This window comes from Clostridium massiliamazoniense (assembly GCF_001403635.1).
GTDB classification, from domain to species: Bacteria; Bacillota; Clostridia; order Clostridiales; family Clostridiaceae; genus Sarcina; species Sarcina massiliamazoniense.
In genome coordinates, this window is record NZ_LN879468.1 from 484,961 (window position 1) to 502,567 (window position 17,607).

The 17,607-nt window shown below is 27.1% G+C and carries 18 protein-coding genes and 1 tRNA gene; 16 read left to right on the forward strand and 3 right to left on the reverse strand.

Going from position 1 to position 17,607, the window contains the following annotated elements:
• The first annotated feature begins 235 nt into the window (after positions 1-235).
• From ARA19_RS17580 to thiI, 8 genes are all read left to right on the forward strand, one after another.
• Complete coding sequence (locus ARA19_RS17580; protein ID WP_157452243.1) at positions 236-400, forward strand: hypothetical protein; 165 nt, start codon at positions 236-238, stop codon at positions 398-400.
• Between the two features lie 18 nt (positions 401-418).
• The gene (nadA, locus tag ARA19_RS09175) at positions 419-1,312 is read left to right on the forward strand and encodes a quinolinate synthase NadA (protein ID WP_055070671.1); all 894 of its coding nucleotides are present in this window, start codon (positions 419-421) and stop codon (positions 1,310-1,312) included.
• 96 nt (positions 1,313-1,408) lie between these two features.
• A complete protein-coding gene (locus tag ARA19_RS09180) occupies positions 1,409-2,956 on the forward strand; it encodes a C40 family peptidase (RefSeq protein ID WP_055070672.1) in 1,548 nt (515 codons plus the stop codon).
• Between the two features lie 166 nt (positions 2,957-3,122).
• The gene (gene thrC, locus ARA19_RS09185; RefSeq protein WP_055070673.1) at positions 3,123-4,586 is read left to right on the forward strand and encodes a threonine synthase; all 1,464 of its coding nucleotides are present in this window, start codon (positions 3,123-3,125) and stop codon (positions 4,584-4,586) included.
• 3 nt (positions 4,587-4,589) lie between these two features.
• The gene (gene thrB / locus ARA19_RS09190; protein WP_055070674.1) at positions 4,590-5,504 is read left to right on the forward strand and encodes a homoserine kinase; all 915 of its coding nucleotides are present in this window, start codon (positions 4,590-4,592) and stop codon (positions 5,502-5,504) included.
• 5 nt (positions 5,505-5,509) lie between these two features.
• Positions 5,510-5,947, forward strand: coding sequence for an ACT domain-containing protein (locus ARA19_RS09195; protein WP_055072096.1), 438 nt, complete (start codon positions 5,510-5,512; stop codon positions 5,945-5,947).
• Between the two features lie 138 nt (positions 5,948-6,085).
• The gene (locus tag ARA19_RS09200) at positions 6,086-7,231 is read left to right on the forward strand and encodes a cysteine desulfurase family protein (protein WP_055070675.1); all 1,146 of its coding nucleotides are present in this window, start codon (positions 6,086-6,088) and stop codon (positions 7,229-7,231) included.
• A complete protein-coding gene (thiI, locus tag ARA19_RS09205) occupies positions 7,228-8,382 on the forward strand; it encodes a tRNA uracil 4-sulfurtransferase ThiI (protein WP_055070676.1) in 1,155 nt (384 codons plus the stop codon). The genes ARA19_RS09200 and thiI overlap by 4 nt, the downstream gene beginning before the upstream one ends.
• A 42-nt stretch (positions 8,383-8,424) precedes the next feature.
• Here the strand turns inward: thiI and ARA19_RS09210 are convergent, their stop codons facing one another.
• Positions 8,425-8,910 carry a DUF4883 family protein gene (locus ARA19_RS09210; protein WP_055070677.1) on the reverse strand — a complete coding sequence of 162 codons (486 nt, stop codon included), beginning with the start codon at positions 8,908-8,910 and terminating at the stop codon, positions 8,425-8,427.
• A gap of 145 nt (positions 8,911-9,055) precedes the next feature.
• Between ARA19_RS09210 and ARA19_RS09215 the strand changes: the two genes are divergently transcribed.
• Entirely contained in the window at positions 9,056-10,096 is a 1,041-nt protein-coding gene (locus ARA19_RS09215) for a pyruvate kinase (protein ID WP_055070678.1), read from the forward strand.
• Positions 10,097-10,121: 25 nt separating this feature from the next.
• Here ARA19_RS09215 and rd read toward each other — a convergent pair whose 3' ends face one another.
• A complete protein-coding gene (gene rd, locus ARA19_RS17160) occupies positions 10,122-10,280 on the reverse strand; it encodes a rubredoxin (protein ID WP_084764420.1) in 159 nt (52 codons plus the stop codon).
• A 755-nt stretch (positions 10,281-11,035) separates the two neighbouring features.
• Between rd and ARA19_RS18135 the strand changes: the two genes are divergently transcribed.
• The 4 genes from ARA19_RS18135 to ARA19_RS09230 all read left to right on the forward strand — a co-directional run bounded on the left by ARA19_RS18135 (position 11,036) and on the right by ARA19_RS09230 (position 14,153).
• On the forward strand, positions 11,036-11,167 hold the full coding sequence (locus ARA19_RS18135; RefSeq protein WP_278321694.1) for a hypothetical protein: 132 nt from the start codon (positions 11,036-11,038) through the stop codon (positions 11,165-11,167).
• A 97-nt stretch (positions 11,168-11,264) separates the two neighbouring features.
• Entirely contained in the window at positions 11,265-11,963 is a 699-nt protein-coding gene (locus tag ARA19_RS09220) for an N-acetylmuramoyl-L-alanine amidase (RefSeq protein WP_055070679.1), read from the forward strand.
• Between the two features lie 104 nt (positions 11,964-12,067).
• Positions 12,068-12,385: a hypothetical protein gene (locus tag ARA19_RS09225; protein ID WP_055070680.1), complete on the forward strand. Its 318-nt coding sequence runs from the start codon at positions 12,068-12,070 to the stop codon at positions 12,383-12,385.
• Positions 12,330-14,153, forward strand: coding sequence for an ATP-binding protein (locus ARA19_RS09230; RefSeq protein WP_147574386.1), 1,824 nt, complete (start codon positions 12,330-12,332; stop codon positions 14,151-14,153). Before ARA19_RS09225 ends, ARA19_RS09230 begins: the two co-directional genes overlap by 56 nt.
• A 269-nt stretch (positions 14,154-14,422) precedes the next feature.
• Here ARA19_RS09230 and ARA19_RS09235 read toward each other — a convergent pair.
• A tRNA-Leu gene (locus ARA19_RS09235) sits at positions 14,423-14,504 on the reverse strand.
• A gap of 244 nt (positions 14,505-14,748) precedes the next feature.
• Here ARA19_RS09235 and ARA19_RS09240 point away from each other — a divergent pair.
• The 3 genes from ARA19_RS09240 (at position 14,749) to ARA19_RS09250 (ending at position 17,510) form a co-directional block, all read left to right on the forward strand.
• Positions 14,749-15,441: an iron-sulfur cluster assembly scaffold protein gene (locus ARA19_RS09240; protein WP_055070682.1), complete on the forward strand. Its 693-nt coding sequence runs from the start codon at positions 14,749-14,751 to the stop codon at positions 15,439-15,441.
• 26 nt (positions 15,442-15,467) lie between these two features.
• Positions 15,468-16,469, forward strand: a complete 1,002-nt coding sequence (locus ARA19_RS09245) for a GGGtGRT protein (protein WP_055070683.1) — start codon at positions 15,468-15,470, stop codon at positions 16,467-16,469.
• A gap of 93 nt (positions 16,470-16,562) precedes the next feature.
• Positions 16,563-17,510, forward strand: coding sequence for a tyrosine-type recombinase/integrase (locus ARA19_RS09250; protein WP_055070684.1), 948 nt, complete (start codon positions 16,563-16,565; stop codon positions 17,508-17,510).
• The last annotated feature ends 97 nt before the right edge of the window (positions 17,511-17,607 follow it).

Here is a 17,607-nt window from a genome sequence, read left to right on the forward strand (position 1 = left end):
CTTTTCTTAAATAATCTTTTTAATCTATTTTATTTTATAATAATGATTATTAACTGTCAATTATTATTAAATGAAAAATAAGTTAATATTAATTAAATAAAATATTTAGTTAAATTTTAACAAATATTTTTAATTAATTGTTTATAAATATATATTTAGTAAAAATTTCTTTTATTTTTAAAAAAATTACAATATAATATCATTAAAGATAACTTTATAGGAGGGAGTGGTCAATATGGAAAAATGCCCTTTTTGGTCTAGTGGAGATAATATATTTATGTGTAACAAGGAATGTCCTATAGACAAGATTGATGGGTTATGTTGCTTTCAAATACTATTTAATAATGATTCTATAGAACATATAAATGAATTAGAAGAACTTGAGTATATAATTAATTAAAATTTTTTGGGGGTTATTTTGAATATTTATAATGAGATTTTAAATTTAAAAGATAAGAAAAATGCGCTTATATTAGCACATTATTATCAAAATAAGGAAATTCAAGATATAGCAGATTATGTCGGGGACTCATATTATTTATCTCGAATTAGCAAAGAAAGTAAGAATAAACTTATTGTTTTTTGTGGCGTAGATTTTATGGGTGAAAGCGCTAAAATATTATCACCAACTAAAAAGGTATTGTTAGCTAATAGAGAGGCAACTTGTCCTATGGCAAATATGTTAAATATAAATGAAATATTAAAGTTAAAAGAAGATTATAAAGATGTTGCTGTAGTTACTTATATTAATTCATCTTTAGAGCTGAAAACTATATCAGATGTCATAGTTACATCTTCAAATGCAGAGACTATAATAAGAAAATTACCAGAGAAAAATATTATATTTATACCTGATAGAAATTTAGGATCATATTTAGCAGAAAAAATAAGTGATAAAAATTTCATACTACTAGATGGGTATTGCCCAATTCATGAACATATAGACATAAATGAGGTCAAATCTATAAAGTCAAAATTTAATAATATAAAAATAGTTTGTCATCCTGAATGTAACAAAAAGATAAGGGATTTATCAGAATTTATAGGAAGTACAAGTGAAATAATAAGCTACGTAAATGATTTAAAGAAAAATGAAATATTAGTATTAACCGAAAATGGTGTTAATAAAAGTTTTACTGATAAAAATTATTATCACAAATTAAAGAAAGATATAGTTTGTGCTGATATGAAAAAAACTACTTTGGAGGATGTGCGAGATACTTTATTATTTGAAAAAAATGAAGTTGAAATAGATAATGATTTGGTAAAAAAATCTAGAAAACCATTAATAAGAATGCATGAATTGGCTTAGTTATTATAAAGCGTTATATTTTGATAATATTTTATTTAACTTGAGAGATTTGTATTCCAATAACATATTATATTTAATTAAAGGGTGTGAATATATTTGTGTAAAAAGAAAGCTATAGCTTTAATGCTTTTATCTGCTGTTGGAGTAACTAATAGTTCAATGATGACTTTAGAAACTCATGCAGATGAAAATAATGATGAATTAAAAAATGAAAAAACTAACGAAGAAAATAAGTTCAAAGCATTGACTGATGAAGAAAAAGATAAGTTAGATATAGATATAAAGGAAATTCAAATTTTCGATGAAATGAAAGTAGAATCAGAACAATTAGAAGAAGAGGTAGAAATTAAAAAAAATGAAGTTCAGGAAGATACAGCAAAAGTTAAAGAAGAGAAAGAAAATGAATTAAGTGTGAGGAGTTCTTTAGTTGGGAAAGTAATAAATGTGTCATCTAACTTAAGAATAAGGGCAAGTTCAAGTACTAGCTCACAAGTAAAAGGAACATTAAAAAATGGTGAAACTTTTAATATTGAGAGTAAAGAAAATTCTTGGTACAAAATAAATCACAAAGGAATTACAGGATATGTTCATAGTGATTATGTAACTATAGTAAATGGAAATAATAACAACAATAGTAGTCCTAATAATACGGGTGGACAAGTTAGTAACAATACAAATGGACAAATTGGTCAAGTTTTTAATGTTAGCAGCAGTTTAAGAATAAGAGCTGAAGCTAATACTACTTCAACTATACTTGGTTATTTAAAACCTAATGAAAAAGTTAACATAATTTCCGAAAGTAATGGATGGTACAAAATAAGCGTTGGGTCTATTAAAGGATATGTTTCAGCAAGTTATATAAAAAAAATATCAGGTAATAGTACTCAAGAACTATCAAAGCCAAATGATAATAATTCTAATAACAGTTCAAATAATGAAAGTGGATTAATATTATTTAAAGAATATAAAGATGCTAAATTAAAAAATGTTTCTACTAATTTAAGGGTTAGAAGTAAACCATCAACTAATAGTACTGTGCTAACTTACTTACTTCCAAGCGATACTTTTAAAGTAGAGGGGGAAAATGGTAGTTGGTATTATATAAATATCAACGGGAAAAAGGGTTATGCTCATAAAGATTATGTTAGATTATTAGAAAGTAATTCTAATAGTGGAAGTGGAAGTAGTTCTAATAATGAGGTAAGTAAAACCTATGGAGCGTTACTAAGTGTAATGAAAAGTCAAATAGGTTCTCCTTATATTTTTGGGGGTGCTGGTGAAACAATAACAAGATCATTACTAAATAACTTAAAATCTCAATACCCTACAATGAATTATAGTTTGGATTCAAAATATATAGATAATGGATATAAAGCTTTTGATTGTTCTGGACTTATGCAATGGTCATTCAAACAAATAGGTATTAACATAGGAAGATCCACTTATAGTCAAATAAATAATGGAATAGAAGTAAGTTTAAATAACATAAAAGAGGGAGATTTATTATTCTATTCAGATTTAAATCATGTAGGAATGTATGTAGGAAATGGTCAATGGTTAGAATCTCCAAGATCAGGAGAGTTTGTAAGGATTTCTAATGTTCCATGGAATAAGGTAGGAAGAGTAAGACGTATATTAAAATAATATATAGAAATAAAAGCTGTATTTAGATACTTCGAATACAGCTTTTTATATGCTATAAATTAGTTAATTCTATGTGGAGTATTTTTATGAAAAACAGTTGTATTTTTCAAAAAAGCATGCTAAGATATAATGAAAGTAAATAAATGGAAATAAGGAGCGGTTTTTTATGAGGTATATTAGTACTAGAGGAATGGATATTGCAAACTCCTCTATGGAAGCAATAGTCAATGGAATAGCTAATGATTCTGGCTTATATGTTCCTGAGATTATTCCAAGATTAAGTGAACAGGAATTAGTTAGGTTTTCTAAATTAACTTATAATGATTTAGCATTAGAAATAATATCTAAATATTTTTTAGATTTAGGAAAAGAAAATATAGCACAAGCAATAAATAGGGCTTATAATGATAGATTTGAAGTTAAAATTGAAAATAATTTTTTAGAGTTGTATCATGGACCAACTCTTGCTTTTAAGGATGCTGCATTACTTCTACTGCCTTACCTAATTAAATTATCTAAAGATAAGTTAAATATTAATAATAAAACAATAATATTAACTGCAACTTCTGGAGATACTGGTAAAGCAGCTTTAGAAGGATTTAAAAATATTGATGGAATAGATGTTATTGTTTTATATCCAAAAGATGGAGTAAGTGATATTCAAAAATATCAAATGATAACACAAGAAGGTAATAATTTAAAGGTAATAGCTATAGAAGGGAATTTTGATGATGCACAAAGTGCTGCTAAATCAATATTTTTAGATAAAAATATTGAGAAAATTTTAAAAGCTAATAAATTAAATATATCATCAGCTAATTCTATAAATATTGGTAGGCTGGTACCTCAAATAGTTTATTATTTTTATGCATATTTTGATAAAGTTAATAGTGGAAAACTTAGTTTAGGTGAGAAAATAAATATTTCTGTTCCTACAGGAAATTTTGGAAATATTTTAGCTGCTTATTATGCAAAAACTATGGGACTTCCAATAAAAAAATTAATATGTGCATCCAATGTTAATAATGTTCTTACAGATTTTTTCAATACAGGAGTTTATGATATTAATAGGACATTTAAAATCACGGAAACACCATCAATGGATATATTAATAAGTTCAAATTTAGAAAGATTATTATTTGAAATAAGTGATAGAGATTCTTTAAAGGTTAAGCAGTGTATGGAAAATTTGAAAAATGATTTTTCTTATAAAATTGATGAGGAAATGAAAAAAAAATTAAAAGGATTCTATGCTAATTATTCTACTGATGAAGAGGTAAAAAAAAGAATTAATGAGGTTTATAATAAGTATAATTATTTAATAGACACACATACAGCAGTAGCATATGATGTATACATGAAGTATGTAGAAGAATCGAAAGATAATAGTGAATATATAATAGTATCTACAGCTTCACCATTTAAATTTATAAGAAGTATTTTAAATGCTTTAGGAACTTCTACTATAGGGAAAAGTGATTTTGAGTTAGTAAAAGATCTTTCAAAACAATATTCACTTACTATTCCAAATGGCATAAAAGATTTAAATAAAAAGGAAATAAAACACAATATAAACTGTGGTAAGGATGAAATAAAAGAACTTATTAGTACTTTACTTATGGAGGGATAGAAGATGAAATTTCAGGTTAAAGTACCAGCTACTAGTGCTAATATTGGAGCAGGATTTGATGTTATGGGAATGGCACTTGATATATATAATATATTTGAAGTAGAGGAAATAGAGACTAGTTCAGAAGTAATATTTGATGGATTTGAATTAGAATATTCAAATAAAGATAATATATTTTATAAATCTATGATTTTATTATTGGATAAATATGAATATAAATATAATGGATTTAGAATATCATTAAAAGAAAATAATATTCCTATAGCTAGAGGACTCGGAAGTAGTTCATCTTGTATAGTTGGAGGATTAGTATCTGCTAATAAAATATTAGGTAATAAATTTACTAGGGAAGAATTAGTTAAAGTAGCAACTGATATAGAAGGACATCCTGACAATGTATCTCCAGCTATTTTAGGGGGCTTAGTTGTAACAGTTGTAGAAGAGGATAAGCTGTATTATAATAGAGTAGATATAAGTGAAGATATAAGTGAAGATATAGTATTTTCTTGCTATATTCCAAACTTTAAAATATCAACAGAAAAAGCTAGAGAGATATTGCCTAAAGAAATAAAATTAAGTGATGGTATCTATAATGTTGGACATAGTATGCTTACTTTGTTAGCATTTATAAATAAAGATTATGATTTGCTAAAAATATCATGTAGAGATAAATTTCATCAAGATTATAGAGGTTCTTTAATAGATGATTATGAAAATATACTATGTAAATTTAATAGTTATGGTGCACTAGGAACATTTATAAGTGGATCAGGTCCTACTATCATAGGTATTTTTAACAGCAAAGATATAGAAAAAAATACTATTAATATGAAAAAAGATATGTTAGCTTTAAAAAATGAGGTTAAACTTATTAATTTAATAGTAGACAATAAAGGGGCGCAAGTAGAGGAAAGGTGATTATGATGAGTAGTCAGTTATTAGTTATTGATAAAAAGGTTTTACCGGAAGTATTTGAAAAGGTAATTATTGCAAAGAGACTTTTAAAGGAAGGAAAGGTTAAAGAGGTAACTGAAGCAACTAAGCAAGCTGGAATTAGTAGAAGTGTATATTATAAATATAAAGATTATGTATTTGAGTTTGCAGAAACATCTCAAGGTAGAAAAATAATTTTTAATATGATGGTTACACATAAGCAAGGGGTACTTTCTAAAGTCCTTAATTTACTTTCAAAATACAATGGTAACATATTAACTATAGATCAAGGAATACCTATAAATAATTCAGCACACGTTAGTATAACTATGGATATTTCTTCAGTCAGTAAAGAAGTACAAGAAATTTTAGATGAAATAGATGCAATAGATGGAGTAGAAAAAGTTGAATTTATAGCTATGGAATAATAGGTTATATAAATAGGTAAAGTAGTGTGACTACTCTACCTATTTGTTTTTGAATAAAATTAATTTTAAATGAAATAAAAGTTAATCTGTGGTAAAATATATTATCTGAGAAAAATTATTTTGAAGGGAGGTTCTTTTATGGAAGTTTATTTTGATAATAGTGCTACAACAAAGCCTTATGAAGAGGTATGTGATGAAGTATTTAAAGCCATGAAAGAATATTATGGAAATCCTTCTTCTTTGCATAGTTTAGGATTAAAAAGTCAAAGAAAGCTAATGGAAGCTAAAGAGACTATTGCTAAAACTATAAATGCATCTAAGGAAGAAATACTTTTTACTTCAGGTGGAAGTGAAAGTAATAATACTGTGTTAAGAGGTTTGGCTAAGCCAGGTTTACATATAATAACAACAACCTATGAGCACCCAAGTGTTCTTGAAACCTGTAAAGAGTTAGAAGAGAATGGTGTATCTATTACTTATTTAAAAGTAGATTCTAATGGAAGAATAAATTTAGAAGATTTAAAAAATAATATAAGAAAAGATACTGTACTTGTTTCTATTATGCATGTTAATAATGAAATAGGTTCTATTAATAATTTAAAAGAAATATCAAAAATAGTTAGAGAAAAAAGTAGTAGAGCGAAATTACATGTAGATGGAGTTCAAAGTTATGGTAAATTTAAAATTGATGTTAAAGAGTATGATTTAGATTTTTATTCTGCATCAGCACATAAAATTCATGGTCCTAAAGGTGTTGGATTTTTATATATGAAAAAGGGAACAGCATTAAAGTCATTAATAACAGGTGGTTCCCAAGAAGCTGGTAGAAGAGCAGGAACTGAAAATTTATATTCAATAATTGGATTTGCGAAAGCTGCAGAAATTACTTTTAAAGAGATAAATGAAAACTTTAATAAAGTAGAAAAACTAAAAACATATTTTATAGAAAAGCTTTCAGAAGTAAAAGATATAAAAATAAATAGTAATAATGATGAGGTTACAAGTCCATATATATTAAATGTATCATTTTTAGGAATAAGAGCAGAGGTATTACTTCATATTCTTGAGGAAAAAGGTATATTTGTATCTACAGGATCAGCTTGTTCTTCAAAATCAATTTCGAAAAAAGGAAGTCATGTATTACATTCTATAGGATTATGTCCTAAGGAAATAGAAGGAGCTATTAGATTTAGCTTCTCTGGAGATAATACCTTAGATGAAGTAGATTATACAATTAATGCATTAAAAGAAGCGTTAGTATTTTTAAGGAGATTAAAAAGATGAAAAAGTTAATATTAGTTAAATATGCACCAGAAATATTTTTAAAAGGATTAAATAAAAATAAATTTGAGAATAAATTAAGAGGTAATATAGAAAAAAAGCTTAAAGATATAGATTATAAAATAATAACAGACCAAGGAAGATGGTTTATAGAATCAGAAAACCTAGAAGTTGCTATTGATAGAGTAAAAAGAGTTTTTGGTATAAAGGAACTTGTTTTAGTTACTCAAGTTGAAGCTACTCCTGAAGCAATATATGAAGAAGCTTTAAATAAAGTAAAAGCAAGTAATGCTAAAACTTTTAAAGTTGAAACAAATAGAGCTAATAAAAAGTATCCAAAAAACTCTATGGAAGTATCAAGAGAAATTGGTGGTTATGTATTAAAAGGTATGGCAGGTGGAATATCTGTTGACGTAAGAAATCCAGAATGTCTTTTAAAAGTGGAAATAAGAGAATTTGGTTATGTTTGGACTAATAAAGATATAATAAAAGCTGTTGGAGGACTACCTTATGGAATGAATGGTAGTACAATGCTTATGTTATCAGGCGGAATAGACTCTCCTGTTGCAGGATATTTAATGGCAAGAAGAGGTGTTGAATTAAATTGTGTTTATTATCATTCACACCCATATACATCAGAAAGAGCAAAAGATAAAGTTAAAGAACTTGCAAAAATTTTAGCTGGTTATACAGGAAAGGTTAATTTAAATGTAGTTCCATTTACAGAAATTCAAATGGCTATAATAGAAAAATGTAAAGAAGATGAATTAACTATAATCATGAGAAGATTTATGATGAGAGTTGCATGTAAATTAGCAGAAAAGCATAAAGTTCAATCTGTTTCAACTGGAGAAAGTATAGGGCAAGTTGCTTCTCAAACTATGGAAGGTTTAATAGTAAGTACTGATTGTGCTGATAGACCAATATTCAGACCATTAGTTACAATGGATAAAGAGGATATTATGGATATTGCAAGAGAAATTGGAACATATGAAACATCTATTTTACCTTATGAAGATTGTTGTACAATATTCGTTCCAAAGCATCCAAAAACTAAACCAAGATTAGATGACATGAGAAAATCAGAAAGTGTTTTAGATATTGATGCATTAGTAGATAAAGCAATAGAAGAAACGGAAGTTTTTGTATTTTAATTATTATAAGGCTATATTCTATATTTAGATATAGCCTTATTTTTATAGTTTCAATATATATTTACATAAATTCTCTGGTTTTAATGATGCTGGAATATTATTTAGTTTTAAGATATCTTTTTTATAGTAGCCATCCCAAGGATAAATAGCTATTAAGTCATCTCCATAAATTTCCATAATATATTTTCCTTTTGTTTCAATATCTATATACATTTTATATAAAGATTTTTCTGGTAGGTAATCTTCAGTTAGGGTAGCCTCTTCTATTATTTGTCCATTCTTTAATTCATTAGTTAAATCTGTAATTAAATTTAAATTCTCTTCTTTTAATATAACTTCTTTATAAAAACTAGTCTCTAATATCCTAACTGAAAATTTTGAATTCTTCATATCATTAATTAAATTTTCTGTATAATAAAGTTCTTTAGGTTTCTTAGTTGAAGTAGTATATTCTTCTATGGCACATCCTTTTAATATAAAGGATGAAAAAGCTATACATAAACAAAGATAAAAAATACATTTTTTCATTTTTAATACCTCCTTATATATCAATATTTTATTTATGTAAAATATAGAACTTGTTTTTTATCATAATCAATATTTTTTAGAATATGTTATATTTTTGAGTTTAAAGTAGTATAAATTTATAGTAAGTAATTATAGGAGAAGATTTATGTATTTAATAGCAACTATTGGACCAAGATCCTGTGATAACGATACTATAGATAAAATAATATCTGGTGGAGCCAATGTTATAAGAATAAATTTATCTCATGGAAACTATGAAAATATAGATAAAGTTGTAGGATATATACGTAGAAATTACTTTTCGGTTAAATTATTAATGGATATACAGGGAAACAAAATAAGAGTTTCTAATAAAATAGCTGATTCTTTTTATGTTGATAAGGGTGATGAAATTTATTTTTGTAGTGAAGATGATATTGAGGAACTGTATAGAAAATACAGTGAGAAAAGATTAATTCCATTAAGTATTTCAAGAGATAGGCTTTTAAAAAAAGATTTTAAAAAAATATATATGAAAGATGGAACAATGGAGTTTAAAGTAAAAAGTATAGAGGAAAATTATATAGATACATTATCATTAAATGGAGGTATGGTTAGACCTGAAAAAGGATGCAATTTGCCTGGTATAGATAGAAGTGGATGGGGTATTACTGAAAAAGATAAAAAAGATATTCAGTTTGCTATTAATGAAAAAGCAGATATAATTTGTTATTCTTATTGCTCTAATGAAAAAGATTGCGAAGAATTTAAAAATGCAGTTTTTACTTCATTAAGAAGAGGAGATTTAATACCGAAGTTATTTGGTAAAATTGAAACTAAAGAAGCTGTAATGAATGTTAAGGCTATGGCTGATAAATTAGATGGATTTGTTATAGCTAGAGGTGATTTAGTACCTGAGAGTAATTTAATGTCTATTCCTATAATACAAGAAAAAATAGCTTATGATTTATCTAAAAAAAGTAAAGAGCTTATAATAGCAACACATATATTAAATTCAATGAAATATGGAAATAAACCTACAGTTAATGAATTAAATGATATATATAATATGGTAAAGAAAAATGCAACAGGGTTTATGTTAACAGGTGAAACTACAATAGGGAAAAAACAATATGAAGTAGTAAAAACACTTGATAATATTTTGAAATATTATACTAAGATAACAAAAAAGATAAAGGCAAAGTAGCCTTTATCTTTTTTCTATGCATTTATTATTGTTTTTTAAAGTTATCTTTTGTAACTTTACATAAAGGACAAACCCATGTATCAGGTAAGTCTTCAAAAGCTGTTCCAGGAGCTATTTCTTGTGAAGGATCTCCTTTTTCTGGATCATAAACATAACCGCATACTAAACATATATATTTATCCATATTAGTATTAACCTCCTTAATTAATATTTTAATTTAGCTTTTCCGTTGTAATATAATATTATTCTATGAATCTAGAAAGATTTCAAACTTATTTAAAATATGATTATAATAACATTTGATTTATTAATATTATACAAAAAGTAGGATGATTTTAATGATGAATAATTTTGAAAAAGAAATGCTCCCCCAACAGAAATTAAGAATAATAAGAGAAGAAAGAATCATGAACGTAATTTAGAACTAGCTAGACAACAACCAAATATTAAGTTCCCTAAAAATGAATTATTAGAAAAGATGAAAGAATTTAATTAAATCTTTTAAAGTTATAGTACCGATTTAGCTTAATACTTTCTTTTTTATTATATAAATTCCTAAAAATAAATTTTAAAGCTAGTAGGAAAAATATTTACTAGCTTTAAAATTTTACAAGTAGTTTTTATAAATATAGTTAAATATATATCATTTCTAATTTAAAATTTATAATTCATTAAAAATTTCATTATTAAAATATATGTAAGAAATAATAAAATAATTAAGGTTATACCACCAATTACTAAAAGTACTAAAAGACTAATATCCATATAATCACCTCATTATAATTATTAACAATTTATTAAAGGCTCATACTAACATAATAATGATAATATAGTGTTATAAAAGATGATGAAATAATGAAATAGATTATAGTAGATTCTAGAGGAACTCAACATTAGCTTCAAAAATAACTTTAAAAAAGAAATTGATGAGGTGATAATATGGAACAATTAATAACAAATTTAAGTTTTCCAATTGCTGCAGTATGTGGTTGTGCTTATTTTATATACACAACTAACCAGCAACAACGAGAAGATAATAATAAAAGAAAAACTATTTGCACAACTAGATAGATTTGGAGAGAGTTTAGATAGTTTCAATACTACTTTAATTAAGATAGATGCTAGATTAGAAGTAGTAGAAAAAAGGTTTCAGGGGAGGGAAAATACTATGGTTATAACAGGAGATGCTGGACATGCTCTAGTTGGAGCAGTAGGAGCTAGAGGAAATGGATTGAAAGAAGAAGTTGAAGCAAGAAAAGTTTTAAAAAGACTTGGAGAAATGCTTATAGAACATGGTCACCAATTTAAAGATTGTAAATGTGATAATGAATATAATAAAGATAAACAATTAGAAAGAATAGTTACAGAAGCTAATAAATATAAAGCCGATTTATTTCTATCTATACATCTAAATTCATATAAAAATTCAGAAGCTAATGGTGTAGAAACTTTCTCATTAAGCACATCAGGAAAAGGAAATGAATATGCTAAAAATATTCAAAATGAACTTGTAAAAACTATTGGATGGACTAATAGAGGAAAAAAAGAAGCTAATTTCTATGTGCTTAGAAAGACAAGTGCTCCAGCAGTGTTAGTAGAATTAGGATTTATAACTAATAAATCAGATATGAATAAATTTGATGTAGAAAAAATAGCTAAAGCAATATTTAAAGCTATTACTGGAACTAATTATATAGAAAGTAAACCATCAGCACAAACTCCAACTACCAATAAAAATAATATTTATAGAATTTTTGTTGATGGTGATCAACAAGGAACTGCTTATGCAGACCATAAAAATATTTTAGGTATGGTTGAAGCTGCTCTTAAAAATAATGTAGGCATTATAGAAATTAAACAAAAGTAAAATAAGAAAAGATGGTTGTATTTTATGCAAATACATATAGAAAAGATACCATTTTTCTATAAATAAATTCAATTTTAATAAATTATTAATATTTAGGAAGAAATATGAGAGGGGTAAAAATAATTCCACATTCCACTATGGAAAATAATAAGATATTAGATATAGTAAAATCACTTCATAATGTAGTTCCATATTCTGATTTATATAATCTTAAATGCTTAGAGCATCTTAAAAGAGAGGGAGAACCACTCCCATTAGGAAAACTATTCAAAAGAGATTCACTAAAGAAAATTACTACTAAAAAAGAAGATACAGACCTTTTGATTTTACAAAATAATATTGTCTATGAAATAGAAATAACTAAAGATGATGTTTCATTTTCTGCCTTCAAAGTTTTCTTTAAATTCAGGACAAGTTGCTAAATGTATAGGAAATGTTGCCTTAGATATTTCTCTAGAACTTTTATATTGTGCTGAAGAAATACTTTTTGGTTCTAAAGGAATAGAAAAAATAGATACAACTGACGATAGTTTAAATGTAATGTTAGCTGAAACAGGATTAAGACCAGCAACGAAGAATAAAGGCAAGGAAAAAGGATTTGATGTTACTCTTAGAGGAATTGCTTACTCAATAAGTGAAGAAAGAAGGGAGTTTTTACTTAAACAATTTTCAAGTTGCTTTAGTTGTTTAGATTTAAATAATTCTCTTACACCCAAAAATATAAAATTGAATAAATCTAATTTATTAAGTATAGAACATAGAGAAACTATTCCTACATTATTAGATCAAGATTCAATGCTCCTATCAGCTAGTGAACTTGAAAATTTTTTTAAACTTCCACAAATGACACTCCAAAAAGAAGTTGGGATAAAAAACTTAGACTTTGAAGAAGTTAAATTGCCTAAAGAACTTCAAGATGGTTATATCCCTCTAGGTTCTTTATATGGGAATTTAAAAACAATGGCATATTACAGTAGAATAAAAGACCTTTTATACTATTCTAAAGCTATTGTATCAGTTAAAGGTGCTGGTAAATCTAAGTATTTTGAAAACTACGTATATAATGCTTATAAGGGAGGAGATTGCATTATATACTTTGACTATATAGAAAATAATCAGAATGCCTGGGAAGTTGCAAAACATGTTCCAAAGGGAGATTTAATTATATTGGATTTATCTAAAGGGTTTACTTTTGATTATCCAGAACTTGATACTAGTAACATTCTAAAGGATGAAGAGTATATACGTAATTTAAAAGGTTTTGCTAGTGATTATGCTATGCTTGTTGAAAAATTCATCAATACTATTAACTTAGGTGATGCTCAAGAACTTACATCTAATATGAGTAATATATTAGCAGCTGCATCTAGTATTAGTTTTTTAGCTGGATATAAAGATTTATATTCAATATATTCTATACTAGTTAATTATAAATTCAGAGAAGAAGCTATAAAAAAAGTAAAAGACTTCAAAATACTTAAAAACTATGATTTTAGATTTAATGAGCTTGAGGGATTAAATGAATATAAAGAAAGTAAAGGGAAAGATGGTAAAGTTAAAAGAACAGTTATAGGAACTAATAATAAAGCTGATAGAGTTCTTGATAGGTTTAATGCTTTACTGAGGTCAAGTAAAACAGAAGAGATGCTAATGGGTATAGAAAGAAATAATATTAACTTTGTAGATGTATTTGAACAAAATAAAGTAGTATTAGTATTGATGCCAGAGGACTATTTTAATGATTATGAATTAAAAGATATTGTAATGACTTATTTTTTAAGCAGAATGAAATTAGCTGGACAAAAGAGAGCTGCTTTAATTAAAGATAGAGAAGCGAGAAAAGTAGTTCATATAATGCTTGATGAAATACATCAATTAGATAATAGTACTAGTTTAATGATTAAAAATATAGCTGAGGATAGAAAGTTTAGAACTACCTATGTATTTGCCTGTCAATTTTTAAAACAGTTTAAAAGCTTATTAGAACCTTTACTAGGAACTGGTTGTAATTTTATGTTCCTTAGTGGATGCCAAAAGGATAATTATAAATTATTAAAAGAAGAAATCGGAGATAAGTTTACTATTGATGAACTTATAAAAATGCCAGCGTTTCATAGTTTAAATATAATTAGAGGAAGGGAGAAAACTACAAGTACTTTTATAACTAAGCTTCCAAAGGAATTAAAATAAATACTCGAAAAATGTAAAATATAAGTTAATAGTTAACTAAATTTTAAAAACTTAATTTCAATAAAATTGAATTTAACCCATCTAAAAACTAAAATTTATTCAAATAATTTACCAAAAATAAATCATAAAAATTGGTTAAAATAACTTATATTAACTTAAGTAAACTTTAACTTTTTTTGTTCAGCTGACCTCTAGCTGACTTTTATATAAAGAAAGAGCCTTTAGGAAAATAAATCCTAAAAGCTATCAATCATTGATATAACTTAATTTGGTGCCGAAGGCGGGACTCGAACCCGCACGGTTTCCCGGAAGATTTTGAGTCTTCTGTGTCTGCCATTCCACCACTTCGGCTTAACAATAAATATGATACCATAATCATAAAAGGATATCAATAGGGAATTTATAATAAATTGTTAATATAGTTTGTCATATTTTAAATAAAAGTATTGTTACTTTTTGATAGATTTGTTAAAATAGATTTGGGGTGATTATATACCCCAGTGGGACTATTAACATCCCATATAACTTAATTAGAGGATATAGCAATTTAATTGTTTGTTATATTTAGTTATCTTGTAGGGAGGAGAAAAAGAAGATGATGTATTCAAGCGAAGTTCAAGAAATGTGTGTAATTGCTAAGGGACCAAACCATGGCCCAGCACCAATCCCTGTAGAGGGTAAATGGGTACAAGCTAAAGAAGTTAAAGACATATCAGGATTAACTCACGGAGTAGGCTGGTGTGCACCTCAACAAGGAGCTTGTAAATTAACTTTAAATGTTAAGGATGGTATAATCGAAGAAGCTTTAGTTGAAACAATAGGATGTTCAGGAATGACTCATTCTGCTGCAATGGCTTCAGAAATATTACCAGGAAAAACAATATTAGAAGCTTTAAACACAGATTTAGTTTGTGATGCTATAAATACTGCTATGAGAGAATTATTCCTTCAAATAGTATACGGAAGAAGCCAAACTGCTTTCTCAGAAGGAGGACTTCCAATAGGAGCTGGTCTTGAAGATTTAGGAAAAGGTTTAAGATCACAAGTAGGTACTATGTACGGTACTTTAGCTAAAGGTCCTAGATACTTAGAAATGGCTGAAGGTTATATAACAAAAATAGCTTTAGATGAAGATAATGAAATCATTGGATATAAATTCGTTCACCTAGGCAAAATGATGGAATTTGTTGCTAAAGGAATGAGTGCAAACGAAGCTATGGAAAAAGCTACAGGACAATATGGTAGATTTGACGATGCTGTAAAAACTGTAGATCCAAGACATGAATAATTTAAATTTAAAGGAGGATTTTTAAAATGGCATTATTTGAAAGTTATGAAAGAAGAATTAATCAAATTACTCCAGTACTAGAAAAGTACGGAATGAAAACATTAGAAGATGCTAAAAAAGTATGTGATGATTTAGGAATAGATCCATATACAATTGTTAAAGAAACTCAACCAATAGCATTTGAAAATGCTTCTTGGGCATATGTTTTAGGTGCTGCTATAGCTATCAAAAAAGGATGTACTAAGGCTTCTGATGCTGCTGAAGCAATTGGAGAAGGTCTTCAAGCATTCTGTATCCCAGGTTCAGTTGCAGATGATAGAAAAGTTGGTTTAGGACATGGTAACTTAGGAGCTATGCTTTTAAGCGAGGATACTAAATGTTTTGCATTCCTAGCTGGACACGAAAGTTTTGCAGCTGCTGAAGGTGCTATAAAAATAGCTGAAAAAGCTAACAAAGTAAGAAAAGAACCATTAAGAGTTATCCTAAACGGTCTTGGAAAAGATGCTGCTATGATAATATCAAGAATCAACGGATTCACTTATGTTCAAACTAAATTTGATTACTTCACTGGAGAATTAAAAATAGTTAAAGAAAAAGCTTACTCAAACGGTCCAAGAGCTAAAGTTAAATGCTATGGTTCAGATGATGTTAGAGAAGGTGTTGCTATAATGCATCATGAAGGTGTTGATGTATCAATTACTGGTAACTCAACAAACCCAACAAGATTCCAACACCCAGTTGCTGGAACATATAAAAAAGAATGCGTTGCTGCTGGTAAGAAATACTTCTCTGTTGCATCAGGGGGTGGTACTGGAAGAACTCTTCACCCAGATAACATGGCAGCAGGTCCAGCTTCATATGGTATGACTGACACTATGGGAAGAATGCATTCAGATGCACAATTTGCTGGTTCTTCATCAGTTCCTGCTCACGTAGAAATGATGGGATTAATCGGTGCTGGTAACAATCCAATGGTTGGTATGACAGTTGCTGTAGCAGTTGCTGTAGAAGAAGCAATGAACAAATAATAGGATAGATAAAATTATACACACGTTATTTACTTTTATAGAGTAATTAATGTGTGTATTTTTTTATGCTTAAAAGAGGGTGAAAGGTGAAAAATGAAAAGAATTACGCTAAAAAACAAAAAGAATTCACTAACATTCAAAGAAGGGTTCGAAGAGTATATAGATAATTGCAAAGCTAGGAATTTAAGAGAAGCAACAATAAAACATTATCAAGAGAGCTTTATAAGTATAACAAAATTTATATCTGAAGATACATTAATAAAAGATTTTAATAAAAATACTGTACCTAACTTTGTCATTGATTGCAAAGAAAATTTACAAATAAATGATATTACTTTACATACATATGCAAGAGACTTGAAAACATTGATGTATTTTTTTATGAGAAATGACTATTTGCAAACTTTTAAAATTGATTTACCTAAAACAACTAGAACTCCAATTGAATGTTATACAGATAATGAATTAAAAGTTCTATTAAAAAAACCAGATTTAAACAAAGCCACTTTTCCTGAATATAGGGATTGGGTAATTATAAATTTTTTAATGTCAGTTGGAGTGCGACTTAATAGTTTCATAAATATAAAAATTAAAGATCTAGATCTGGAGAATGAAGTTGTACATGTAATAATGACTAAAAATAGAAGACCTTTAATAATACCATTAAACAAATCCATTATAAAAATTCTTAAAGAATATCTGAAATTTAGAGATTTTGAAACTGAAGAAGAGTATTTATTTTGTAATGTCTATGGTAAACAATTAACCAAAAACACAATTAGCGAATCATTAAGACAATATAACATTAAAAGAAAAATTGTTAAAACAGGGATTCATAGATATAGACATACTTTTGCTAAGAAGTGGATTATGGCAGGTGGAAGTGTAACTACATTACAAAAAATATTAGGACATAGCTCTTTAACTATGACAGAAAATTATATCAACCTGTTAGTTGAAGACTTAAAAAAAGACGTAAATCAATTTAATTTACTAGAAGAGTTTAGTCAACAAAAACATCATATAAAAGTAAAAAAATAATATAGAAAATAAAAAAATCCCCTTGCTAGTGCTACCAACACCACAAGGAGAAACTTAATCACACCAAACAAAAGGTGCAATTACGAAATACATTAAG